The organism is Paenibacillus andongensis, from assembly GCF_025369935.1.
Classification (GTDB): Bacteria; Bacillota; Bacilli; order Paenibacillales; family NBRC-103111; genus Paenibacillus_E; species Paenibacillus_E andongensis.
Genome location: NZ_CP104467.1, coordinates 2698281 through 2723332, shown reverse-complemented (window position 1 = coordinate 2723332; position 25052 = coordinate 2698281). Strand labels below are relative to the sequence as shown.

At 45.2% G+C, this 25052-nt stretch carries 16 protein-coding genes and 1 pseudogene; 2 read left to right on the top strand and 15 right to left on the bottom strand.

The annotated features are described in order from the left end of the window. Positions 1-151 precede the first annotated feature (151 nt). From NYR53_RS11955 to NYR53_RS11945, 3 genes are all read right to left on the bottom strand, one after another. On the bottom strand, positions 152-3313 hold the full coding sequence (locus tag NYR53_RS11955) for an alpha-mannosidase (protein ID WP_261305369.1): 3162 nt from the start codon (positions 3311-3313) through the stop codon (positions 152-154). A 226-nt stretch (positions 3314-3539) separates the two neighbouring features. Continuing rightward, positions 3540-4196: a YheC/YheD family protein gene (locus NYR53_RS11950; protein WP_261305368.1), complete on the bottom strand. Its 657-nt coding sequence runs from the start codon at positions 4194-4196 to the stop codon at positions 3540-3542. A gap of 91 nt (positions 4197-4287) precedes the next feature. Then, on the bottom strand, positions 4288-4848 hold the full coding sequence (locus tag NYR53_RS11945) for an Hcp family type VI secretion system effector (protein WP_261305367.1): 561 nt from the start codon (positions 4846-4848) through the stop codon (positions 4288-4290). A gap of 222 nt (positions 4849-5070) precedes the next feature. On the opposite strand from NYR53_RS11945, the gene NYR53_RS11940 reads away from it, so the two are divergent. Then, a complete protein-coding gene (locus NYR53_RS11940) occupies positions 5071-6438 on the top strand; it encodes an MFS transporter (protein ID WP_261305366.1) in 1368 nt (455 codons plus the stop codon). A gap of 494 nt (positions 6439-6932) precedes the next feature. On the opposite strand, the gene NYR53_RS11935 is transcribed toward NYR53_RS11940, so the two are convergent. The 7 genes and pseudogenes from NYR53_RS11935 to NYR53_RS11910 all read right to left on the bottom strand — a co-directional run bounded on the left by NYR53_RS11935 (position 6933) and on the right by NYR53_RS11910 (position 14435). Then, on the bottom strand, positions 6933-7817 hold the full coding sequence (locus tag NYR53_RS11935) for a carbohydrate ABC transporter permease (RefSeq protein ID WP_261305365.1): 885 nt from the start codon (positions 7815-7817) through the stop codon (positions 6933-6935). 17 nt (positions 7818-7834) lie between these two features. Continuing rightward, positions 7835-8725: an ABC transporter permease gene (locus NYR53_RS11930; RefSeq protein WP_261306342.1), complete on the bottom strand. Its 891-nt coding sequence runs from the start codon at positions 8723-8725 to the stop codon at positions 7835-7837. A 71-nt stretch (positions 8726-8796) separates the two neighbouring features. Continuing rightward, entirely contained in the window at positions 8797-10515 is a 1719-nt protein-coding gene (locus tag NYR53_RS11925) for an extracellular solute-binding protein (protein WP_261305364.1), read from the bottom strand. A 160-nt stretch (positions 10516-10675) separates the two neighbouring features. After that, positions 10676-10975, bottom strand: a complete 300-nt coding sequence (locus tag NYR53_RS34630; protein WP_437180174.1) for a helix-turn-helix transcriptional regulator — start codon at positions 10973-10975, stop codon at positions 10676-10678. 381 nt (positions 10976-11356) lie between these two features. After that, positions 11357-11758: pseudogene (locus tag NYR53_RS34625) on the bottom strand (response regulator); the annotation flags it as partial. Then, positions 11751-13511, bottom strand: coding sequence for a sensor histidine kinase (locus tag NYR53_RS11915; protein WP_261305362.1), 1761 nt, complete (start codon positions 13509-13511; stop codon positions 11751-11753). The gene NYR53_RS11915 and the pseudogene NYR53_RS34625, both read right to left, overlap by 8 nt. 24 nt (positions 13512-13535) lie before the next feature. Continuing rightward, positions 13536-14435, bottom strand: a complete 900-nt coding sequence (locus tag NYR53_RS11910; protein ID WP_261305361.1) for a helix-turn-helix transcriptional regulator — start codon at positions 14433-14435, stop codon at positions 13536-13538. A 131-nt stretch (positions 14436-14566) separates the two neighbouring features. Between NYR53_RS11910 and yicI the strand changes: the two genes are divergently transcribed. Next, positions 14567-16888, top strand: coding sequence for an alpha-xylosidase (gene yicI / locus NYR53_RS11905; RefSeq protein ID WP_261305360.1), 2322 nt, complete (start codon positions 14567-14569; stop codon positions 16886-16888). A 494-nt stretch (positions 16889-17382) separates the two neighbouring features. Here the strand turns inward: yicI and NYR53_RS11900 are convergent, their stop codons facing one another. From NYR53_RS11900 to NYR53_RS11880, 5 genes are all read right to left on the bottom strand, one after another. Next, positions 17383-18354 carry a Gfo/Idh/MocA family protein gene (locus NYR53_RS11900; RefSeq protein ID WP_367618640.1) on the bottom strand — a complete coding sequence of 324 codons (972 nt, stop codon included), beginning with the start codon at positions 18352-18354 and terminating at the stop codon, positions 17383-17385. Between the two features lie 286 nt (positions 18355-18640). After that, positions 18641-20113, bottom strand: coding sequence for a glycoside hydrolase family 32 protein (locus tag NYR53_RS11895; protein ID WP_261305359.1), 1473 nt, complete (start codon positions 20111-20113; stop codon positions 18641-18643). After that, positions 20100-21068, bottom strand: a complete 969-nt coding sequence (locus NYR53_RS11890) for a carbohydrate kinase family protein (RefSeq protein ID WP_261305358.1) — start codon at positions 21066-21068, stop codon at positions 20100-20102. Before NYR53_RS11890 ends, NYR53_RS11895 begins: the two co-directional genes overlap by 14 nt. Positions 21069-21105: 37 nt before the next feature. Next, positions 21106-23349: a GH32 C-terminal domain-containing protein gene (locus NYR53_RS11885; RefSeq protein ID WP_261305357.1), complete on the bottom strand. Its 2244-nt coding sequence runs from the start codon at positions 23347-23349 to the stop codon at positions 21106-21108. 23 nt (positions 23350-23372) lie between these two features. After that, the gene (locus NYR53_RS11880) at positions 23373-25037 is read right to left on the bottom strand and encodes a type 2 periplasmic-binding domain-containing protein (RefSeq protein ID WP_261305356.1); all 1665 of its coding nucleotides are present in this window, start codon (positions 25035-25037) and stop codon (positions 23373-23375) included. Positions 25038-25052: the final 15 nt, after the last annotated feature.

Below are 25052 nucleotides of genomic sequence, written 5' to 3'. Positions count from 1 at the left end.
GGAACCTCGCCAACTCCTTTTTCTGTTTTCTACCTTTTCGTGAATGTTTTTACTTCAACAGAAGTGGAGGCATCTGTTTTGTTTTAAGCACAGCACCGTGTCTTGCTCCAGACGGCAGCTGAACACTTTCGCTAACGTCTTCCCCCAACAACTAGTGAATATGCACGATAAATGTTCTGATCTCGTACGGCTTCAGCTGAACATCAATCCATGATTCGAACTGACAATCACCAAGAGGTCTTTCGAGCAGGTCGCATTCCTGCCAGGACTTAATCTTCGCATCACTCGAAATTTGGGTTTGGCCGCTAATGCCAGCAAACTCATGAATGCGTAGAATAATCGCGTCGTGATCCTCTGCATTTTTTACTGCATCGATCATCACATGATCGCTGGACAGACGGAACAAGCCGAACGATTCTTCGGCAGGCTTGCCGTGTGCAAACGTTAGCGGATTGTTAAGGGACCACGCGGACTGCACCGTTCCACCGTCATACCAGTCACCGGCATGAGGGAAGAGTGAATACGTAAATTCATGCTCTCCTTGATCGGCCGTCGGGTCTGGTACCATAGCGGACTTGATCAGAGTTAGCCGCATTACATGGTCTTTGATATCATAACCGTATTTACAATCGTTCAGGAGACTGACACCGTATTTGCGTTCAGATAGATCAGCCCACTGATGGCCCACTGTCTCAAACCGAGCGTAATCCCAGCTTGTATTCCAATGGGTAGGACGCTTCACGTTGCCAAATTGAATATCGTAAGTTGCCTCCGTTGCTCGGATTTGCAGCGGAAACGCTACTTTCAGCAGTTTACGCTGCTCGTTCCAATTAACATGGGTCTGGAAATCGATTCTGCGGCTGTATGCATAGAGCACCATATCCTGCACCACGGTTGAATCCATGTATGTCCACTCGAAGCGGACTACCACTGCCAAGGGACCGTTGTCCGTCACTTCTACCCGAGTCAGAAGATTCACTTCCAGCTTTTTCTCCGTGTAAAAAATATCAATATCCCAAGCCTCATGCCGGCTTTTCGGCTTATCTTCGAACACTTCGAAACGATTCCCTGTTTCGCCAGCGGCGAAAATTTCCCGGCGCTCCATTCGATCGTACAAGCGAACAATCTGACCCTTGTCATTCCATTCTATTTCATAAAAAGGCGTCATAAATCCATGATCCAACTTTTTGAACTTATTCTCAGTTGTAGCCTGTACGGGCTGATCGACCAGTTCCTTACGATGAATGACAGCGAATCCCATCGGAGCGATTCGCTCCACGTTGACCCACCAGCTTCCGTCTACAAGCTGAGCCTCCAATGGTCGATCTGACGCATCAAGCCACTGTACTCCATCGTCCTCCGTTTCCGATTGGGGGATACAAACGAGATCTGTTCTCTCCCACGGAGAACCGTTGAAAACCGTCACTTCGCTTCCCTTCTCCCTACCCGAAGTCAAAAGCAAAACGGACTGATCCCACACCTTTTGACCAATGGCTAAAGCCTCTTCGTATTCGGTTCTGCTGTCCTCATATACCTCGCGAATCGACGATCCAGGGATAATATCGTGGAATTGGTTGCGCAAAATAATTTTCCAACCTTCGTGCAGGGCAAGGGAAGTTTCGGCCTCCATGGCACGGCCTTGAACATTCAACAAACAGCTCATAACCTGCATCCATTCCGTTTCCCGATACAGCAGCTCCAGCTTGCGGTTCATCCGTTTGTTGTATGCCTGACTCGTATAAGTCCCGCGGTGCAGCTCCAAATACAACTCGCCATCCCACGTGTGAACGTACGAATTAGTGTTGCTGATGCTCATCTGCAATTTGTTAAAATACTCGTCAGCACGCCCTGTCCTCACATGAGGAATGCCTGGAATTTCGTCCAGCCTGCGCCTCATCTCTAGCATTTCACGATTAACTCCTCCTCCGCCATCGCCGAAACCGTAAGCAAGCAGCAAATTCGTATTGAGTGTCTTATCCCGATAACTTTCCCAAATCCCCTGTACCGATGAGGGCGTCACTTGCCCATTGTACGTATAATAAAAGGCCCCTTCACTCGAACCGGGATCCGGCGTCGTAATAAAATGGGTAAGTACTTCCGTCCCGTCAATGCCCCGCCATTTAAAAGTGTCATGAGGCATCCGGTTATATTGGTTCCAGCTGATTTTGGTCGTCATAAACGATTCGATCCCGGATTTGCGTAAAATTTGCGGCAGCGCCCAGCTGTAGCCAAACACGTCAGGCAGCCATAAATACTTGCACTCCACACCGAATTCCTCACGGAAAAATCGCGTCCCGTACAACAGCTGCCGCACCAGTGATTCCCCAGAAGCTAAGTTGCAATCCGCCTCCAGCCACATCGCGCCACCGGCTTCCCAGCGACCTTCCTTGATGCGTTCCTTCATACGCTCGTAAATTTGCGGATAATCTGACTTGATATATTCATACAGCTGAGGCTGCGTTTGCAGAAAGATATACTCCGGATACTGCTCCATCAAACGCAGTACGGTCGAAAACGATCTCGCTGCCTTTTCCCTCGTATGCTTCAGCTGCCATAACCAAGCAACATCAATATGCGTATGTCCGATACACTGCACCACAACAGAATGAAGCTTAGGCATTAACGACAAAGCCTGCCGGAGATGATCGCGAGCTCTTTCGACTGAATTGTAAAAGCCTTCGCTCCCTGGTCTGGACCAATCGAGCTTCAGGAATGCTTCATCCAGCATCGCTAACAACTGGTGCCGCTCCGGACGATTTTCGTCGAGTATGCGGACCGTTTCCAGCAGCGCTTTGGCTGTATAGTATAAATCGTCCGCGTATTCATCCAACCAACACACGGAAGCCAACTCCAGTCGGCTTTCCATCTCACGGTGGCTCTGATATCCTCCTAGCCCTGACCACAAGCGGAAGCGAAGCTGAACGGTTTGGCCTGTCGCCGCTTCAGGCATAAAAACTTCCTCATGATTCGAGTCTACTCCTTGATACGGCTCGCCGTTCAGAAATAGCAGCGATTCGAATCCGCTGTTCGTTCCACCTCCAGTTTGTCCGAGACTGAACCGACCTAGTACCTTTCTTCCTTCCCACTCAGCGGGAATCATCACATCTGCAGCCAGCCAGTAGTATACATCGCGGCCTTTCCAACTGTCACCTATACGTATGTCCGTCCACTCGCCGTCTTCCGACGGATACGCTCCAATTGTGCCATCCTCATCCAGTTTGATTCGAAATTTATCGATGAGCCTTTCATCGCGATAGCGGTATGACTTCAAATCATTTATGCGTGCTTGTAATTTCTCCACGGTCCAAAACATCCAATTTCTCCTCCTTATACTTAGACAGAGCACAAAGGTCTCATCGACATGTAAATTCAAAGACTGATACCTCTATTGTAATGGATGCAAAACTCTTTAGGTGATAGGTAATTTGATGATACTGAGGGGGTAAAATCATTAAAAATGATTCCTATTGGACCCAAGATAGACGAAATAGGAGAAAAAGCAAAAGACTGCCACCAGGCAGTCCTTTTGATATTATGCATTAATGAGGTTTTGTATTCACTTCAAAAATCCATATATTTCCTCGCTTGTCGACACCGAAATCGTAACCGAGCATACCAATACCTGGATAACGAGATTCGAGCAGCTTGGTACATGTTCGGGCTACTCCGCACATCGTGTCAATTTTGGATTTGACTAGCGAAGCAGGGAAAGTACGTCGCAACGCATGAACACCTTTGAGTAACGTGCCGCCACGGCAGATGTTTGTGACGAACAGTCCCGGGCGCGCCAATCGGCCAACTACGGCTCGAATGACCCAAGACCGACCTGCTTTTTTCAGTTTGACGCGATAATCTACGGGCCTACCGTCAATTGTTGCTAAGTCAATGCCCTGCTGCAGCATAAACGGGCGATTTTTGCGGATCTGGTTTAACGCAGAAAATAGCTTCTTCCACGTGCGAATTGTTCTTTTCGTCCCGCAGTGGTGCAGCAAATAACCGTTACCCGTTTTTTGAATTTTGACTACACGGCTTCCCCCGGTTCCAATGATCGGCTTTGCCACTACAAATACATATCGTCGCAGCATGGCCTGCAGGTTCGAAGCGCTAAAACGGCGCATGTTAGGAATATGTTTGGCAACGCCGGCATGCTTCAACATAACGGAGAACTTCGACCATTTACTAGCAACCAAGCGCATAAGGGATTCCTCCTTTCGTACAAGGCTTCCTCTATGCTAGAGTATTCCTCTTCCGTCAGAAGGGATAGGGACAATCAAATAAGTGAATCAACTATTTTTTCTGATTCTTAAGGAAATCCCAGCCGCCTGTTATTGCATTCGCGGGTTTCCCATCGGATCCTATGGTTGTGTATTTAAAGTTAATCGCTCCATAATTCAACTCAATCTTTTCATCTAAAGTACTTAAGCTAAATTTACTAACGCTTATCGTTTCTAAATCGATGGTTACCAACGGTAACCTTTCCTTTCCAGACTTCTTAATGAACACCATTTGGCCTTTAGCAATGCTTTTTCCCATAACCATATCCATAAACAAAGGTATGGAAGAACTATCGAAAATTTTATCAATCGAAATCGCGCTCCGAACTGCCTTTCCTGCGCCAGAACCGCTAGTTGAACTGCTGCCAAGTTTAGAACTATTTTCGAAGTCGAATGAAACATCTTGAAGCTGGATCCACTTTTCATATCCTTTCACAGCAGATTCACCCGAAATCCCATCCAATTTCAGAAAAACATCGTAATCACCAGTTTCCGCAGCCGCGGGAACAACGCCGAACGCTAGTACAAACAAGCACATGGTGAAGAAAACAATCGAATTTCTGAACCTTCTCAAGCCTATCACTCCTCTTCATTTTTGATACATTACGTATCATTTGACTCAAATATATCCGATAATTTTCCATTTGTAAATGAGGCTTCAATCAACCTTAGGTCAGCTGAAAACGGAATGGACTACGGCACAAATTCATTCTTCAATCCAAGACCGATTTTATCGAGCAGATCAACTTAATTAGGATTATAATGAATAAAAAAAGAGAGAAAAGAGAGAAATGCTATGTCAAACAATAAGAATAATCAGCTCTGGCTAATCACAACCGTTGGCCTTGGAGTGCTCTTAAATCCGCTGAATACGTCGATGATTTCGGTTGCATTCTCTCGGCTGCAGGCCGAGTTCCATGTTACATATAGTGCTATCTCTTGGCTGATTGCGACTTATTATGTGGCCAGCGCTATTGCTCAACCCATTATGGGTAAAATAAGCGATATCTTCGGTCGCAAGCGTATCTTTTTAGTTGGACTTGCTCTCGTTACGATATCATCCATGCTAGCTCCGCTGGCCCCGAGCATTGGCTGGCTTATTGGCTTTCGTGTCATTCAAGCGATAGGCACATCTTCGCTGTACCCAGCCGGTATGGGGATCATTCGCAGCAGCATCACGGATAATCAAGCGAGGGCACTAAGCGTGATGTCGATATTTTCTTCCACATCGGCGGCCCTCGGTCCGTCAATTGGCGGGTTTTTGATCCAATATGGGGATTGGCCAGCTATTTTCATCGTTAACTTTCCAGTTATCCTCATTGCTTTTCTGCTTTCTATCCAAATTCTTCCGAAAGACGGACCGAGCAAGTCACTCGCCAAAGGCGGGTTGGACTTGTGGGGAATTGCCTTTTTCGCAGCGCTTATCATCAGTTGGCTGTTTTTCTTTCTTTCCTTCGAAAAGAGGGTCAACTTCTGGTTTCTTTTAACCAGCGTAGTGCTGAGTTATTTATTCTATAAATTTGAATTAAAGCACAACCAGCCGTTTATTGACGTGATCTTTTTGAAAAAAAACCTCAACGTTTGTTTGGTCTATGTCCAATTTATTTGTGTCAACATCGTGTTCTACTCGATCATGTTTAGCATTCCTTCTTATTTGCAGCAAGTCCGGCAATTCGATGCGCAGCAGGTAGGCATGATGATGCTGGCTTTATCAGGCTTAGGGATTTTCACGACGCCGCTGGTTGGCAGATGGATTGACCATTCCGGCTCCAAAACACCGCTAATCACCGGTTCGCTTATTGTTATGGCAGGTTCACTGCTCATTTTGCTTATACATGAAAATTTAGCTTCCTTGGCGATATTTGCAGTCCTATCTGTATTCGGCTTGAGCAGCGGGTTCCAAAATCTCGGATTGCAGACGGCTTTGTATTCCTATGTATCCGCAGCTGAGACAGGGATCGCTTCGGGATTGTTCATGACCTCCAGATTTATGGGAACGATCCTCTCCTCCAGTTTACTAGGAGCCATCTTTAGCCATGAAATCACCACACAGCGGCTGCACGCTATGGCCATCGTATGCGCAGTAATCAGCTTGGCAACACTCACATTATCGATATTGATGCCAAGTAATTCTATCCGTACAAAAGCAGTTCAAAGCAGATGAACAACTTAATCTAAGTAAGTGCCCCTTGAGCGCTGTGTTCTCGTTCGGTGAGGGTAGAAAACACCAAAGGCTGTCTCAAAAGTAGATAATTCTACTTGGGACAGCCTTCTTTGGCCTAAAATTGAAAAGACAGCTGAGCTGCAGGGTATACCTGCGCCCATCTGTCCTTGTTTTTAGTTTTCTTTTGCGAACAATGGGCATTAGAACGCCACTTTATGCTAGTATGCGGAACGTAGATGCGTTATTTTGGAAATTTTGCGCTAGAAATCGAATTAACGGAACGTGAGGACGTTATTTGCACGAAATTGAACGATCCGGTGGCAAAAAACGCGAAATAACGCATCTACGTTCCTCTTCGCCACGATTTCGGCTGTTTTCGCCCAATTAGCGGATCCTCGTTCCTCTTCCTCACGATTTCGGGCATTCTTCGCTCCTCATCCCGCTTCCCCACAATTCCGGACGCTTCTTCACTCCTCGCTCCGCTTCCAACTCCCTTACTCTTTAACAGACCCTAACGTAATCCCATGAATAAAGAATCGTTGCAAAAACGGATAAATGATGAGAACAGGAATCATAGCAATAAAGATTTTTGCCGCGTTCAAGGTCTGATTAGATAGCTCACTCATCTTCTGAATTTGTTCCGCAGTCATAGTATTCGCATCCACAATAACGACCAATTGCTGAATGTAGGTTTGCAGAGGGTAATGATCCGCATTTGACATCAACACGAGTCCATTAAAAAACTCATTCCAGTGATAGACGATACTGAACAAAGTTACGGTTGCCAATACGGGAACTGCCAGCGGAATGAAAATCTTAACAAGCATATACCAAGGCCCCGCACCGTCAACAAGTGCCGCCTCTTCCAATTCCTTAGGCAGATTACGGAAATAGTTAATGACCAGAATTACACTGAAAATCGGTACACTGTTCCCTAGAACAAGCGCCCAAATGTTATTGATCAAGCCTAGCGATTTAACCGTTTGATACCAAGGGATTAACCCTCCGTTAAATAACATGGTAAACACCAAAATCCACATCAGTACATTTCTAAACGGTAAATCCTTCGTACTTTTGGATAAGGGGTAGCCCATCAGAATGATAATTACAAAGTTAAGACTCGATCCCAACACAACTCGCTGTATCGAAATCCAGAACGAATTGAAAAACTTACTATCACCCATGATCTCATGATAAGAGTTAAAATTAAACCCCACCGGCCATAAACCAACTTGGCCCGAGGATGCCGCTGCGTTATCACTTAACGAAACAGCAAGGGTATACCATAAGGGAAGAACACATAAAAGTGCTATACCAACCAGCAGCACAATAAGGAAAAGATCAAATGCTCTGGAGCCGATTGTTGTTTCCTTGACCATATTCATGCTCCTTTATATTAAAAAATACGATAATTTGCAAACTTAGCAGCTAGGAAATAGGAGGTTGTAATTAAAAGAAAACTGATGACTGATTTTAATAGTCCCATTGCCGTTGCCAATCCATACTGGAGATTCAATAAACCTGTCCGATAGACCCATGTGTCAATAATATCTCCGCTCGAATAGACAAGAGGATTATAGAGGTTGAAAATTTGGTCAAATCCAGCATTTAGGACATTACCTAGGCTGAGCACAGAAAGTAAAATAACCGTTGTCATAATTCCAGGCAGTGTGACATGAAGTAAACGCTGCCAGCGAGTGGCGCCGTCAATGGCAGCCGCTTCGTATAAAGCTGGATTGATTCCCGTTAAAGCCGCCAAAAAAATAATCGTGTTAAATCCGAATTCCTTCCACACATCGCTTCCCACGATGATAAAAGGGAACAATTCTGCTTTGCCAAAAAACAAAGTCGGGCTAATACCGAATATGCCCAAGATGCTATTAACAGGTCCTTTATAAGACAATACGTCCAACAAGATACCCGAAAGAATGACCCATGATAAAAAATGCGGTAAATAAACAATTGTTTGTACCCATCTTTTCAAAAACGCAACGCGTAATTCATTTAGCAATAAAGCGAAGATAAGCGGAACAATCATATTCGCGATAATTTTCATAACGGCAATAAATAACGTATTAAAAAACACCGTTTTACTATCGTTAAGTGTGAACATATACTTGAAATTTTCCAATCCGACCCATTCGGAATGAAACATACCTAGACCTGGATTAAAATCTTGGAAAGCTATGACAATCCCGAACATAGGCACGATACTAAACAGCGTCAACCAGATAAATCCAGGAAGAAGCATGAGATAGTAATGTTTGGCAAACCCCTTCGTAACCATCCTACCGATCACTTCCATTCTCTCTATTGTAAGGGAAAGGCGCCAGAGTTCTCTGACGCCTCCATGCTTTCTTACTTTTTGATACTCTCATCGATTTCAGCAAGAATTTGATCTCCGCCCTGCTTTTTCCAATCTTCTACGAACTTATCAAAGGAATCCAGCGGCGCAGCTCCCATGATAATTTTGAGGAATGTTTCCTTCTCTAGTTTATCCAGTGAAGCCCATTTGCTTTCCATGGATTTTGTTTGCGAATAGGTCACGCTATAGGTTTTCTTAAACGGCTGCTGCAGCGGGGATATCCCTACGAATGTGGAATACATACGTTTCCATGTCCCTAAATCTGCGTTAGGATCCCAGTATTGAATGTCATTCTTATCATAAGGCTCAAGTTTTACCTTTTTCACCTTTTCAGCATCGGCTTTCAATAATTTATATCCTGGGAGATCTAGATCCTCCGGCTTTTTGGTGCCTGCAAGAACCTCTTTCATCATCTTGTACGTAACATCCATCTCATCCATTGGGGCAAAAACAACACGTAAAGGATAGTTTCCAATATTAACTTTCACATCGAATTTGGACTCATCACGCAGCAACAGATTTTCCATTTGAATGGCAGCTTCCGGGTGCTCGTAACCTTTGCGAACAACAAGATATTGATTGGACGGGTTCCCCATGTGCGGTGTAAATTCACCATTCACATCCAAAGGTGCCGTATAAGCTTGCCAATTTGCCTTTGGATTATTCTTAATCGCATCGGCTAATGGACCATACCCGCCAGCCCACCACATTCCAAAATAAATGCCAGAAGTTCCATTCTTGATCAGTTCCTGCGCATCCTTCCGGATGGTCATTTCCTTATCAATCAAGCCTTTGGAATAAAGATCACGCAGCTTCGACAGAGCTTGCTTCGTTTCTGGTTGAAGGGAGCCATAGGTTGTTTTACCATCCGCACCTTTTAACCAAAATCCTGGATAGGAATGATACGAAGAAAAGATAGGGTCGAAACCATAGTTATTATTATTGGGATTGATAAAATCAGCATTCAGTAAACCGCCTAATTGCGGGCCTGTTATGCCAATGGTATCGGCTTTTCCATTCCCGTCAGGATCTTGTTCGACAAAAGCTTTGGCTACTTTTTCTAAGTCGTCCATTGTTTTAGGTGGTTGAAGCCCTAATTTGTCCAGCCAATCCTTGCGAATCCACATCATGTGAACCATATCTGATTCAGTTGTGACGTTAGGAAGGGCATACATTTTCCCATCCACGGTAACTGACTTAAGCGCAAGCCCTTGCGTCGTTTCAATGATATGTTTGATCGCAGGCGAAGCATATTTATTATAAACCTCGGTTAGATCCGCGAGTTGACCGCTTTTCACCATTTGTCTGAACTGTGTATCTTTCACAACCAACGCATCCGGCAAATCGTTGCTGGCTATGGATAAATTCACTTTTTGGTCGTAATCCTTACCGCTGGCAGCCTGCCAAACAATTTTGGTATCGATATTCAAGTTTTCTTTGATATAACGGGTATACGGGTTGTTCTCAGGGGAGTCTCCCGCTGGCAAGCTCTTATCGGATGCATCAACATCTTTACCAATTTTAATCGTAATCGGTTTGGCCGATTTGGCGAATGGACCCGCCTCACTTGACGCAGCTGCTGTTTGTGCCGCCCCCGTTTGCGCAGGCGCAGTCGAAGCTGTGGGTGATTGCTTCGCCTTCTCAGAGCATGCGGATAATACGACTAGCATCCCTGCCAGTAACAGCAGCATGCTTTTTTTAGATTTTCTCATTTAAAGCCCCTTCTTTCGCTTTTAGAATTTATCTACACCCTAAAAGTATCACGAAACATCAGGCTGCAAGGATGGAAAACGGTTACAGATTTAGAGGGGGAAATGACCGAGAATTCGGCGGTAATCCCCTTTTTCACATCAACTCACAGCATTTGACCCTCTACTTTTCGGACATTTCTCTACCCGTTACATTCTTCAGCCGAAACTCGCTCGGCAGCAAGCCTGTTTGCTCCCGAAAGGTGCGGCTAAAGTACTTTTCATCCATATATCCAACGTTCTCAGCAATCCAGAGAATCGTTTTGTTCGTATACAGCAGGTACTCTTTTGCTTTCTCTATGCGTTTGTGACGTAAATGCTCGCTAAAATTAATGCCTATAATTTCTTTAAAGCACTGACTGAAGTAGCTTCTACTCATATTAACCCGTTTCGCAATACTCGCAGCCGTAATTTGCTCTTTCATCTCTTCATTAGCGATATAAACAGCTTTCATCACACATTCTACAACTTCTTGTGAAAAAGATGGCTTATCAATCGCCTTGCGAATCGTTTCACGAGTAGCCATCAACCATTCCTCAACCTGGTGCCAGCTTTCAAATGCATCCGGCAATTGGATTTCCGCCAAATCAATTGGATGGAATAAAAGATTCCACTTGTCGATTAACGCATATAACAACCCAATCAGCTTCGTTTGAGGCAAACGCAGATGCTTCAAGTCTTGGACATGAGTTGTAAATAAGTTCTCTTGATAGACCCATTCGTGACCCGACCATTGCTCTTTCACTAGGTTTAAGTCTTTTGGATCTATGCCATGAATGGATTCACTATCATAGAAGATATCCGTTAGATTTGGTGCCTGCTTCTGCTCCTCCATAATCCGCTTATAGATCCGCTCCAACACTTCCTCAAAACGTTCCTTTTCAAGCTGTACTTTGGCAATATAATCAATAGCGCCAAGTCTAAGTGCCTCTTGGATATATTCAAAATCCTGATGGAAGGTTAGCACAACGGTATAAATGCTCGGATATTGCTTTCTCACGATTTTCAATAATTCGATCCCCGACATAACTGGCATCGCCAAATCAGTCAGCAATAAATCTATCGCGTTCGCTGCTATAAATTCCAAGGCTTTCTCGCCATTACTTGCTTCCCCTACAACCTCCATGTCAAAATCATGCCAAGGCATGGCTGATATAAGACCCTTGCGAACCAATTTATCATCATCGACAATCATCACTTTAATCATGCCGGGATTTCACCTCCAGATTAGGTAAGGAAACAAGGATGGTTGTCCCTTTTCCGATAACACTCTTGATGCTTAATTCCGCCTGATCGCCATATTGGGATTCGAGCATTCGCTTGACATAATTTAGCCCAATCCCCATACCTACCTTTTTGTTTTCCGTTTCCGGATTATGCAGTAGATTATGAATCGTTTCTTCCGACATGCCTGAACCGTTATCATGAATCGAGATCTGAATCACATTCGTTAAACTGACATCTACCTTAATATATCCGTCATCACTTAACCCGTGATAAAGCGAGTTTTCAACAAGCGGCTGGAGAATAAAACGAGGAACCGGCATGTTCCATACCTCTTCATCGACATTCATCTGGACATCAAACTTAAAATCATAACGAATTTGCTGTAAAATCAAATATTGCTTTAAGGCTTCTATTTCTTCATGAATGGTTGAGGCCTGTCCCAACTTACCTAAATTATAATGCAGCAGCTTATTTAACGAGGATACAAGACGATCGATCTCATTCTGTCCGTTCATGACGGCTAACCAATGCACCGTATCCAACGTATTCATTAAAAAATGAGGATTAATTTGATAGAGCAGCTTTTCAACCTCAAGATCCACTCTTCGCTTCTCTTTTTGTTCGACTTCGGCGAACAAATTCCAAATCTGCTCTCTCATTTGCCGAAATTGATGCAGTAAAAAATCAAACTCCGGTATTTTTGTGCGTACCGTAACGGTCTGGACACGGTTTTGCACCATTAACTTGATTTCTCGATTAAAGCCATTCAAAGGGAGATATACCATCTTCCATAAGAGCCAAGCCATAAGTAAACTCATCCCTAGAAAAAGAAGCGAAAACAGCAGGATTTGAACAAACCACTGATTCATTTCTTTGTTGTAATCCGCTTTCGGTATGACCGACACGATACTCCAGCCTTGATTGCTTGCCTGCCTAAACCAGTAATATTCATTAAATGTGCCAAAGGTTTTTTCTTTAGAAAAGTTGGGGAATATCGTATCTTTCACGAAGGAATTGGGAAGCTCACTAAATGCGATTCTCCCGTTATTATCTAGGAAAACATGGAAATTCGTTCCCCCGAATTGATCATTATTCAATATGTTTTGCGTGAGATGAAACCCCGTTTCAATATAGACATAAACATCGTCACGTTGAGGTAAATCCACTTTCCTTTGTGCAGATAAAACAAAATTATTATCAAATTGATTGTTGCTTAAATGAGGACCGTAATAAGAAATTCCCGAGTATTCTGCAAGCAATGGCAGCTTCTCAGGGGAAAAATTATCCTTTACGCCCGAATTTTCGAGATCATACGTATGGTCATTTTTAAAATAGTATAAGGTTAAACCAATATTAGGATTGGTAAAGGTGACTAAGCTTAACTCTTCTTTTAATTCGCTTATCATTTGCGAGCGTTCGAACGATTGACTGGCTGGAAGCGATAACATTTGATCCAACTTCTTGCCCACACTTCCTTCAAAAGCAAGCTGCTGGGAGACATGATTTAGATTGCTTATCGTGCTTTCTAAGGAAAGCTCTACTTGTTTTAAATTACTTTGAATACCGCTCTGAATTTTATTCGTAAGAATCGAATAAATCGCGTAATACGAGATAAGAACGATACAAATAAATGGAATCAGTGTACTGCATAAGAAAATGATAAAAATCCTCTTTTTCAATGTTAAGTAATCGTATAGAAATGACTTCACATTCTCCCACATTTTAACAAACATCTGCAATCACTCCTCTCGATCAGGCTAAACACCCATTCCCTCGCTCGTCCTTAATCTTTTGCGATATTCAGAAGGTGTATGACCAAAATGCGTTTTAAACACGCCAATAAAATAACTTAAGGTATTGAAGCCGACATCAAGCGAAATCTCAGTAATCTTCTTGTTGGTATCCTTCAGTAGTAAAGCCGCTCGCTGAGACCGCACCTGGTTTAAGTATTCCAGTGGACTTTTTCCTGTAAAACCTTTGAAATATCGGCAGAAATAAGACTCGCTAAAAGAAACGATGGCCGCGAGGTCCTCCAAACGAATCGGACTGCTATAGTTTATTTGCATATATTCGATAATCAGCTTTAATCGATCTATGTGCGTTGGGTTGACGGAAGGCGGATGCTCGCGAAAAGCAGGACCTCCCAGCATAATTAGCTTTGAAATAACCAATTGCAGCAATGCTTTTGTAGAAAGCTCATATAACGGCCTTTCATTAATATTCAAATCGAACACTTGCAGCACCAACGCTAATAGCTCCCTCTCCTCAGCAGTATGGTGGGTGATGTGGGCAGGAGTGACAAATTTCTGCTGGATTAGCGGATTAATATATTTCTCACGAACGAGATCAAACCGCTCGCCTCCCAATATATCCGAATGAAATACCACGGCGGTGAAGCAGCATTCTTCATTTGCGGATATACGACCGGAATGAAGCTGACCGGAATTCACGAATATCGCTTCTCCGGCTTCCAATTCATAGTCATCCATAGAAACACGGAATACCGCCCTTCCCTTGGTAAGCATGAGAAACTCCAACTCATCATGCCAATGAAGTTCAAGCAGTTCTTCCCCTGGCTGGCAGCAGATTTCATACACCCGGATCGGATAAAGCGGATCACCGTGGATGCGGTCCTCTTTTAAATTGGCTTGCTGCATGGCGGTAGTTCCCCCTTTAAGGAATTGCAAATCACATGTCAAAATACTGATATTATTTCGCAATATAGCGAAAGGATTGGAAAAATTAAATCAATATAATTATATTACAACACTTTGGAGGGATGATGGTAATGAAATTTTCTAACGGTTATTGGATGGTAAAAGAAGGATACACCGTCCTTAATCCTGTCGATGTTCGCGATGTACACCAAGAAGATAGCAGTTTAACTGTGTTTGCTGCCGCGCGGAAGATTCAGCGAAAAGGGGATACTTTAAATGGTGCGATGCTGACTTGTGAACTGAGTTCGCCTCTTCCCGATATTATCCGTGTACGCTGGACTCATCATGCAGGCAAACGTTCGCAAGGACCCGCTTTTGAATTATTCGATAATCCGCAGACCCCTGTTTCTTTCGATGAAGGCAACGATCATGTAGCGATGAAATCCGGCGGATTAAGCGTCAAAATCAACAAACATAGTACGTGGGGAGCTGAATTCTCTTTCGAAGGTCGTCGTTTAACCGGTACCAACAGCAAAGGTGCAGGGCATATTACGACAGCTAACAAAGAGATTTATTTCCGCGAGCAGCTCGAGCTGGGCATTGGTGAGCATATTTACGGACTCGGAGAACGGTTTACGAATGTCGTGAAGAACGGACAGACAGTAGATATTTGGAACGAAGATGGCGGCACGAGCAGTGAACAAGCTTACAAAAATGTACCCTTTTACTTATCCAGTAAAGGATACGGCGTTTTCGTCAATCATCCTGAGCACGTATCGTTCGAAGTTGGCTCTGAGGTTGTGTCCAAAGTCCAGTTCAGCGTACCAGGCGAAAGTGTGGAGTATTTCATAATTGGCGGCAAAACGCTAAAAGATGTGCTGAATAATTACACGAAACTTACCGGCAAACCCGCACTGCCGCCGGCCTGGTCATTCGGTTTGTGGTTAACAACCTCCTTCACAACGGATTATGATGAAGCTACCGTGAACAGTTTCATTGACGGCATGTTTGAACGAGATCTTCCGCTGCATGTCTTTCATTTTGATTGTTTCTGGATGAAGGAATATCAATGGACCAACTTTGAGTGGGATGCTGATATGTTCCCCGATCCGGTAGGTATGCTTAGACGTTTAAAGGACAAGGGGCTCAAGATTTGCGTCTGGATCAATTCGTACATTGGCCAGAAATCGCCGCTCTTTCAAGAAGGCATGGACAAGGGATATTTGGTCAAAACCTTGGATGACCACGTTTGGCAGTGGGATCTTTGGCAGGCCGGCATGGGACTTGTCGATTTCACCAATCCGGAAGCTACAGAGTGGTACAAAGGTCATTTGAGACGGCTAATCGATATGGGCGTGGATTGCTTCAAAACGGATTTCGGCGAGCGCATCCCGACCGATGTGAAGTACCACGACGGTTCGGATCCTTTGAAAATGCATAACTACTATACATTCCTATACAATAAGGCCGTATTTGAAGTGCTGGAAGAAAAACTCGGCAAAAACGAAGCCATGTTATTTGCTCGCTCCGCTACGGCCGGAGGTCAGCAATTCCCCGTACACTGGGGCGGCGACTGCTCTGCCAACTATGACTCCATGGCGGAGTCCCTTCGCGGAGGCCTTTCACTTGGGTTATCCGGTTTCGGGTTCTGGAGCCATGACATCAGCGGCTTTGAGAAAACGGCCCCGCCAGATATTTATAAGCGCTGGGTAGCCTTTGGCCTGCTGTCTTCGCACAGCCGTCTGCACGGCAATGAATCTTACCGTGTGCCATGGCTGTTTGACGAAGAAGCCGTCGATGTACTCCGACATTTTACAAAACTAAAAAGCACACTGATGCCCTATCTGTTTGCAAGTGCTATCCAATCCACAGAAATGGGGATTCCGATGATGCGCGCCATGGTACTGGATTTTGCATCAGATCCGTCCACTCATCATCTGGATACGCAGTACATGCTCGGTGACAACTTGCTCGTTGCCCCAATCTTTAACGAACAGGGAACTGTCATGTATTATGTTCCTGAAGGACGTTGGACCGATTTCTTCAGTGGACGAGTTGTTGAAGGCGGCAAATGGCAGGAAGAAACGCATAGCTATATGACACTTCCCTTGCTTGTTAAACCTAATACGCTGCTCGCTATAGGAGTAAATGAGCAAAAGCCCGATTACGATTATGCGGATGGCGTATCGCTTCATTTGTTTGAGCTCGAGGATGGAGCTGCCGCGGAAACGTCCATTTATGACGTGCAGGCTAACCTGCAATTAACCGTAAAAGCTGTCCGAATGAATGAGCTGATTGACATCTCTGTTCAAGGAGGGACAAAACCTTACACCGTCGTACTAAGAGGCTTCACTCAGATCTCATCCGTAGACGGCGCAGCTTGGACAAGATCAGCAATCGGCATCGTACTAACTCCCCAATCCGGCGTATCGAAGATAGCAGTGAGATTGTAAATAAATGAGGCAGCAAGATTATTCTTGCCGCCTCATTTTTTTTGTTTTCTATCGGGAATCTGTTCAAATACTGATAAACAGCGGATCAAATCCAACTCTGTGGAGTGTTTCGGACAAAATAAGCGGCTAATCTGAGGTTCACGGGGAACGAGGAGACGCTAATTCAGTGATTATGATGATGCGAGGCCGATACGCGGAACGAGGGGGCGTTATTTTGGTGATTATGCCGATGCAGGGCCGGCAAGCGGAACGAGGGGGCGTTATTTTGGCGTTTTACCGGTTTTTACACCTACAAAGTGGGAAATAGAGGCTCCTCGTTCCGCAAAAACGTGAAATACGCAGTTTTGAGCAATATAAGGTATCTACGTTCCGTATGACCTGGGTGGCTTTGGATAAATATGAGTTAAGCTTTCGCTTAACCCAATACATATAAATTCTTTCAAAAAAAAGCATACTTAACAATAATTTTCTCACTGTTAAATATGCTTCTTTACTTATACCAGGCGAACGGGCAATCCCGATTTCGCTGATTCCAGTGCAGCAACAGTCACCTGTTGTGTCTTAAAGGCATCCGCATAATCCGAAAGAATACCGACGGTATCCCCTGTTTTTAGCGCATGGATGAAGGCTTCATTTTCTACGAGATAGGGATTAACCAATCTTTTAATTTCAGAGGTTGCATGGGCTTCGATCAATTTCAATCGCTCCGTATCCCACTCCAGCATGCCTTCCTGCGTATAGCAGGTAATACCCACCTTGCCCAAACCATTTGGCAGCACGCACGTATTAGAAATATTAGCTATTGCTCCGCTGCGAAATTTTAAACTAACCGTTCCCACATCGGCTGCCGTTACCCCATCAAATTGCTTATGCATCACTTGATTGCCATACAAAGCGTAGACTTCGTCTATCTCTCCGATACAGTAACGCAGAATATCGACAAGATGTGTGCTTTGTTCGATGAATTGTCCACCTGATCTCTCTTGATCTCTCCACCAAGCAACTTGAGGCATACTGCCCATCCAACCGCCCGTAATCATGCCGACATTTTGCTGGCTCAACAATTGTTTCATCTGACTTACTGTATCTGTATAACGAAAATGATAGCCTACGGACGTAATCAAGGGTTTCTTGCGCAATTCGGTTAAAATCTGACTGGGCTGCTCGACATTGACACCAAGCGGCTTTTCAACAAAAAAAGGAATGCCTCTTTCAATAAGCTGGATTTCAAACTCCCCGTGCGACATTGGCGGTACTAGAATATATACGGCATCCAAGCGCTCGGCGTCCAACATCTCACTAACACTTTCATAACTGGAAGGAATGCTGAATGCCGAAGCGAACTCCTCCGCCTTTGTCTTACTCGTCCCGCATACCGCTTGGATCTGCACGTCTTCCATCTCGGATAAAATTTTTGCGTGCATCTTACTGAAACCGCCTGTACCGATAATGCCGATATGTAACATGATTACAAGCTCCTATCTTATCCAATTTTTGTACAATCGTATGGGCCTGCCAGATTTTGCTCGATAATATCCGTCTACCGCGTCGGCCCACCCTCTCGCTACATTGCAGAGTTCACCTGCTTATTATACCACCTTACGTATAGTAATCATTGGGAATTTGCAGAGAATTTTTCCATACCGAGCCTACTGATTTGAGGCAATTCTATTAATAAATAAGAAAGCTAGTTCTTCAGTCGTTCGAAGAACTAGCTCTCTTACCTGCTTTCATCAAAACCAATAACGTGAATCAATCAAAAATGGAATTAAGCGTATAAATCGTTAGTGATTTAACCTTAACGCTCCCTTCTTTCGTATACAGTTTGATACCTGCTGACGAAGATAATGGGAAAATCTGATCCGTCATGACGAGCTTCCCGTCATTGACAAAAACTTCGATGGACGACCGGTCCACGAAAATACGCATCTTAACATTTCCAGTCTCGGCTTCCAATAAAGCGCTGTGCTTACATGCAAAATCAGCATGGAAATCGGCAGCTCCAGAACGACTGCGATCAATAAACAGCAGTTGCTCATGAGTGCTATAGCCAACGATTGTTTCCTCTGTTTCGGAGGTTCTTAGCTTCAAACCAAATTCTAATGTATTGTCAAACTCAAATTCTGCGATGATTTCCAGCAAATCGCCTTGAGCTACCGTTATTTCGGAATTTTCAAGCTCAAAAGCTGCCCAATTCTCTTCACTTCGCCTTTGAGCCTGGAGCTCACGTATAGGTTTCTGACGGAGCCGGACCCCCTCCATTTCCGCCGTAAGTGTAAGCTCTCTAGGAAGCGTCATCGCTCCTCTCCACTCGGAGGTTGGAATCACATTGGCATATTTCCAATTGTTCATCCACCCGATAAACAGGCGTCTTCCCTGCTGTTCAGGCACGTCTGACCATGTGACGCCAGCGTAGTTATCTCTTCCGTGATCCAGCCAAAGAAGTGGAGCCGGGGATTCCTCTGGAACAAAAGTATTCCCATTGAAAGACCCAATAAAATACTGAGTGCGTGATCCTTCCGGGAAATTGGCATCATCTCCAATACTAACAATAAGCACCCATCTCTTGTTATTCATATCTCCATCTACTGGCAGCTCAAATAAATCTGGGCATTCCCAAATACCGTCATGCGAGCCTTGTCCTAACCCAAATTCACCCGAATAGGTCCAATCTTTCAAATTCACTGATTTGTAAAATCGGACCTCGTCGCCCGCAGCAATGACCATTACCCAGCTTTGCTGAGGATTGTACCAGAATACTTTGGGATCACGGAAATCAGGCAGATCTTCTTCTATAAGTACGGGGTTGTTTGCGTATTTTGTCCACGTTCGCCCTCGGTTCATGCTGTAAGCAAGACTTTGTCTTTGCCTAGTTAGATCCGTCCCAGGTATCGTATCATGATGCGTGAAAACAGCGACTAGACCTGACTTTCCACCAAAAAATCCGCTTGTATCGTGTTTATCAACCACTACGCTTCCTGAAAAAATAGTACCGTGTTCATCAGGCGCAAGCGCTATGGGAAGATGCTCCCAGTGAACCAGATCGTGACTGACAGCGTGACCCCAATGCATAGGTCCCCAAACCGTACTTTCAGGGTGGTACTGATAGAAAAGATGATACTCCCCCTCATAAAATACCATCCCATTCGGGTCATTCATCCACTGATCTTTCGGTGTGAAATGAAGCTGCGGCCGGAATTGTGTTTGATTATTAGCTGTTATCATGATGCTTCGTCACCTTTCGTATCTCTTCTAGGCTCGGCATCGCCGGTATGGCTCCTCTTCGGGTTGTTGCTAAAGCACCTGCTGCATTGGCGAAGCTGATTATGCTTCGAATTTCAGTTTCACTTATTGTTTGAATGGTTTGATTAGAATCAAGCCAACCGTTAAGGAAACCACCGAAGAACGCATCGCCCGCACCTGTAGCGTCTATGGCATTTACAGCATAACCACTAACGCTCCCCGTTGCTTGACCAAAACGGTAAAAAGCGCCTTTTTCAGCCCGCGTAATTAAAATGATGGAAGGACCAAAGGCTTCGTATAGCACACGTGATCCTTCTTCAAGATCAGTAACATCCGTTAAGAATACGAGCTCTTCTTCCGATAATTTCACGATGTCAGCATGTGACAAGCCATATTCCATCATCCGTTTAGCATGCTCCAAATCGTCCCAAAGCGGAATTCGCAAATTGGGATCAAACGATACCGTGCAGCCATTTTCTTTGGCGAACAGAAGTGCTTTCCTTGTCGCGGAGGCTGACGGTTCATTCGTCATCGATAACGAGCCAAAGTGAAATAACTTCGACTGCGCAATCATATCGAGGAGAACCTCATTTTCTGTCAGCAGCGTGTCGGCTCCTGGTTTACGATAAAAGCTAAAGGAGCGGTCGCCACTAGCATCCAATTGAACAAAAGCCAGCGTCGTGTTCGCTTCGCTGCTCATTACTACGCCCTGCGTATCAATACCGCACTGTCCAAGCGTATCCACTAGGTATTGTCCGTGAATGTCGGATCCAACCTTGCTAATGAAGCCAGTCCGCTTGCCCCACTTAGCTAAAGCAGCCAGCACATTGGCTGGCGCGCCCCCAGGGTTTCGTTCAAATAAAGCATAACCTAGCTCTGAGTTTCCAGCTGGTGTGAAGTCGATTAACACTTCACCTAATGCAACGATATCATACATCGCTCTCTCTACCTCCCGATATGTTCATCCGTTTTCTCTACACCGACACTTGAAATGCCGGTTTTATCTCCCATATTTGCATGGACGCGATTCGAATGTCTCGATTCCCGTGTAAAAGTAACCCTAGCGCGTCCAATCTAGATGGGTAGGCGCGTGTCGTTAAGCTTTTTAGACCGTTGGCGTAGACCTCGATCAATGATCGATCTACGAACACCCGCAGCTGCAGAGGTTCACCGCGAAGCTCAAGCAGCCCCTCTTGAATGCCAGTCGTTCGTTCACGCGTATCTAACGTTGTTTTATTTCGATTCACGCCAAGCCGCTCTCGATCCTGATCATAGAAGACAACGGTCTCTTCTTCCCCATCTGGCGTTCGTCTGAGCGAGATTCCGTATTGGTTGGCCGCGCCGTAGCCAAATGTTAGCTCTAACTCAAACGTATCACTCTGTATATTTTTCAAACTTTCATTCGCTTCATCCAAATTAAGATCCCATACGTTCAGAAGCTGCTTACCCCGGAGTTGACGCATTTCTTCGATTGGCTCGATCCCAAGCTGTCCATCCTCCCGCAGAGTCAAACTGACTGGCATGCCAGCGCCGTGCGACCATCCGCAATCGTAATCGATTTCAGGTGTTCGCTCACCTTGAGCAATCGTAAATAGCAGCGACCTGCCTGTTACAGGATCAACCATGCCGCTCGGCCCAGTGAAGTGGAAATCACCAACATCGATGAGTCCCGGCTCTTCATGATCCGGAATGAACAGGTAACCCGCAGCATCCCATGTCCCGATCCAATAATTCACTTCTACCTTAGCACCTGGCCCCCATGGGCTAATCAGCAAAATATGCTTGCCCGTTGCCTCACCATTACGCTTTAACGGCAGAAGTACTGGCAATTCCCATACAACGCCAAGGTATGGATACTTCTCGTAATTGCTCACGTAAAGAGGGCCTTCGAGCTTCCAGTCGATCAAGTTCGCAGAGCGGTAGACCATCGCGGTTCCGCCTCGTCCCTCTATCCCCGTGCCGACGAGCATGATCCACTCTTCCTTCTCTTTCCACACATACGGGTCACGGAATTCACCAAAGTATCCGATGCCAGGCTCCTGAACGACGATTGGCTCAGGATGCTTCACCCATGTCTTCAAATCTAAGTCTCCATCCTGGAGATAAGTGGTTCGAGCCAGACCCACCGATTGATTGGGAGAACATGCGTTATTCCCTATTGTATAAAATAATGCCGGAAATCCGTGTTCATCATAAGCCGCACTTCCTGACCAGATTCCATCCGGATCAAAGCTCGGTTCCGGCGCCAAAGCCGCTGGAAGATCGCGCCAATGTACTAAATCTTCACTCACCCAATGTCCCCAATGGATATAATGCCAAAAGGGGCCGTTTGGGTTGAATTGGTAGAACAAATGATACTGTCCATTGAAATAAATCGGCGCATGCGGTTCGTTCATCCAATGCCCTGGCGAGGTCAAGTGATACACCGGACGATGCCGATCCTGAACAAAGCTAGCTCTTGGAATCGCCAGGTCATCGAAAGGAATAGCGGGTACAGCGCCGCCGTGTTCGGTTAAATATTCCCGGTAAGTTCTCGCGATGTCCTCCTCAGACATCGCGAGATCATATAGACAAAGTTCATCCATCAAACCGTCGAACATATTCATCGTGAAGGCTTCTGCTAAAATGACACCCTTGTTATTGCGCCCAATTAACAAATCTTCTTGACTGGGAGTAATCAAAGTAATGTCCTGCCCATGGTGCTTTACTGCAACTATATATCCGTTCAAATACAGCTTCAACTGTCCGGATAACGCTTCGTAAGTAGCGGCGACGAAGGACCATTCTCCCTTAGGGAGTGGATGATTATAGCACCAAACCTCTACCCATTGATCGCCAAGCGCAAGCTGGAGTGACCATGATCCATGACGAGATAAACCGAAGACATAACCCTCGCAGCGTTCTCTGTCATGTTGATTGACGATGGCGGCGAGCCGCTGCTCATCACCGAAGTCATAGCTGCGCGGAGCGATCCAAGCTGTAATCGTTAATGCTCCCGACAAGCTAGGGCATTGGTCTGCCGGGCGCTGCAGCCATGTTGAATAACCATCAAACAACAGCGCACTTCCACGAATTCCTTTACGCCAAATCGGATCTTGCGGCGGCTGAAACCGACCTTTCGTAAGGGCATATTGAATGGAATCCAAATTACCCGTATACGGATCATGCGCTATGCGCCCCTGCCCTTCATCGAAGGACCAATAGGCAATAGGTTCCATGTTCGATACCTCCTGCCTTCCCTTTACTTAGCCGCTTTATTGTAGCGGTCTAATGCATCCTGGTAGATTTTCAACAAATCATCTAATCCCATTTTCTTCAGCGTCGTTAAATAGCTATCCCATTCTTTCTCAACGCCGCCTTCCATCAACCATTTGGAGCGTTTTTCATTGGTCAGCTTGGCGATGTCCGGTTTGATTTTGCTGATTTTATCCAGCTCTTCCGGCGTAAAGAAAATACTCGGATAATTCTCTTTTTCCATTTGCGGAACAAACGTATCCTTAATACGGTTCATTCTTTCCAATGCGCGAGGCTCTGGAGCGACGAGATTTTGGAAGTCTTCCGCCAAGATGACGCCCGTCATGTTCGGCGCTACTTTTTGACGGAATTCGCCAGCGGCTACGCCTGCATCAAGCGGCTTCTGCACCAGTTTGCCTTCTTTTTCATCGAATACGACGCCAATCGGTCCCCAATGAAGCTGAGCGGCCATCTTCGGCTCATATTGCAAATCTAACCATCTGGCTGTGATTTCGGGATTTTTGTTCACTTTGGTAATTACTGGACCGCCACGGCTCCAAGGAGAGCCATTGTTGTATTTCACGACCATGTCCTTGAAAGGCGGTACGAGTGCATAATCCTTGGCGCGGTCCGGTCCAACAATTTCCGTCTCTTCCCACCAGAGGTAGGAACCGAGCGTAACATCCTTCGTTTTTCCCTTTGCAAAGTAGGGTGCCGGATTATTATTGAAAGTAAATGAATCCTTATCTACGAGGCCCTCTTCGACCCATTTGTGGAAATACGCGACTGCATCTTTATATTTCGGATCAATTGCGGCGTAATTCACCTTGCCATCTTTCACATTCAAATGCTCGATAAACGAGTTATCGCCAGGTTGATACGTTTTGTCTGGGACTCCGAAAGCTCCGAACAAGTAACCAATATCTCCGGTCCAGAAGGTATTCATGAAGGACATCGGTACTTCATCGGCCTTGCCGTTCCCATTAGGGTCTTTCGTTTTAAAAGCAGTAAGTACATTATGCAGCTCTTCAATGGTCGTAGGCATCTTCAAACTCAACTTATCCAGCCAAGCTTTGTTCAAGAAGAGAAAATCCGGATTCGAGCCGATGCCAGCCTGTCCTTTACCCAGTTCTTCCGCCACAGGAAGCGAGTAGATTTTGCCGTCAGGCGCGGTAACGAATGCTTTCAGCTCCGGTCTTTTTTCAAACAGCTTCTTCACGTTAGGCATATACTTATCGATGAGGTCATTCAGCGGGATGATCGTACCGTCCTTGCTGTATTTCACCAAATCATTATCTGTGAAACGAGCGCCATAGAAGACATCCGGTAAGTTGGAGCTGGCTAGCAGGATGTTCTTCTTATCGTTATAGTTCGCTTCCGGGACATTATCCCAATCTACATGTACGTTCGTCTGTTCTTCTAGACGTTTAAATATTTCCATCTCGCCATAGTTAGGCGCAAGCGGTGCTTTGGGCGATACCATTTTCAGCGTTACTTTATCCTTTACAATCGGGTAACCGCTTTCGTTGAAGCTTTTGGAGGCTGCTTTCTCGCTGCTTTGCGGAGATACTGATGCGGCATCTTTCGCTGCCGGTGCTTTGTCATTGCATGCTGCCAATACCAAACTTAAGCTCATCGTTACCATCGTTAATGTCGTTAGCCTTTTTTTCATTGTCGATACCCTCCT

Coding starts and splice junctions, on each gene's coding strand:
- NYR53_RS11895 (WP_261305359.1), bottom strand. CDS start 20,113: ATGATAACAGCTAATAATCAAACACAATTCCGGCCGCAGCTTCATTTC.
- NYR53_RS11880 (WP_261305356.1), bottom strand. CDS start 25,037: ATGAAAAAAAGGCTAACGACATTAACGATGGTAACGATGAGCTTAAGT.
- NYR53_RS11900 (WP_367618640.1), bottom strand. CDS start 18,354: ATGTTACATATCGGCATTATCGGTACAGGCGGTTTCAGTAAGATGCAC.
- NYR53_RS11915 (WP_261305362.1), bottom strand. CDS start 13,511: ATGTTTGTTAAAATGTGGGAGAATGTGAAGTCATTTCTATACGATTAC.
- NYR53_RS11925 (WP_261305364.1), bottom strand. CDS start 10,515: ATGAGAAAATCTAAAAAAAGCATGCTGCTGTTACTGGCAGGGATGCTA.
- NYR53_RS11930 (WP_261306342.1), bottom strand. CDS start 8,725: ATGGTTACGAAGGGGTTTGCCAAACATTACTATCTCATGCTTCTTCCT.
- NYR53_RS11940 (WP_261305366.1), top strand. CDS start 5,071: ATGTCAAACAATAAGAATAATCAGCTCTGGCTAATCACAACCGTTGGC.
- NYR53_RS11950 (WP_261305368.1), bottom strand. CDS start 4,196: ATGCGCTTGGTTGCTAGTAAATGGTCGAAGTTCTCCGTTATGTTGAAG.
- NYR53_RS11890 (WP_261305358.1), bottom strand. CDS start 21,068: ATGTATGATATCGTTGCATTAGGTGAAGTGTTAATCGACTTCACACCA.
- NYR53_RS11885 (WP_261305357.1), bottom strand. CDS start 23,349: ATGGAACCTATTGCCTATTGGTCCTTCGATGAAGGGCAGGGGCGCATA.
- yicI (WP_261305360.1), top strand. CDS start 14,567: ATGAAATTTTCTAACGGTTATTGGATGGTAAAAGAAGGATACACCGTC.
- NYR53_RS11935 (WP_261305365.1), bottom strand. CDS start 7,817: ATGGTCAAGGAAACAACAATCGGCTCCAGAGCATTTGATCTTTTCCTT.
- NYR53_RS34630 (WP_437180174.1), bottom strand. CDS start 10,975: ATGAAAGAGCAAATTACGGCTGCGAGTATTGCGAAACGGGTTAATATG.
- NYR53_RS11910 (WP_261305361.1), bottom strand. CDS start 14,435: ATGCAGCAAGCCAATTTAAAAGAGGACCGCATCCACGGTGATCCGCTT.
- NYR53_RS11955 (WP_261305369.1), bottom strand. CDS start 3,313: ATGTTTTGGACCGTGGAGAAATTACAAGCACGCATAAATGATTTGAAG.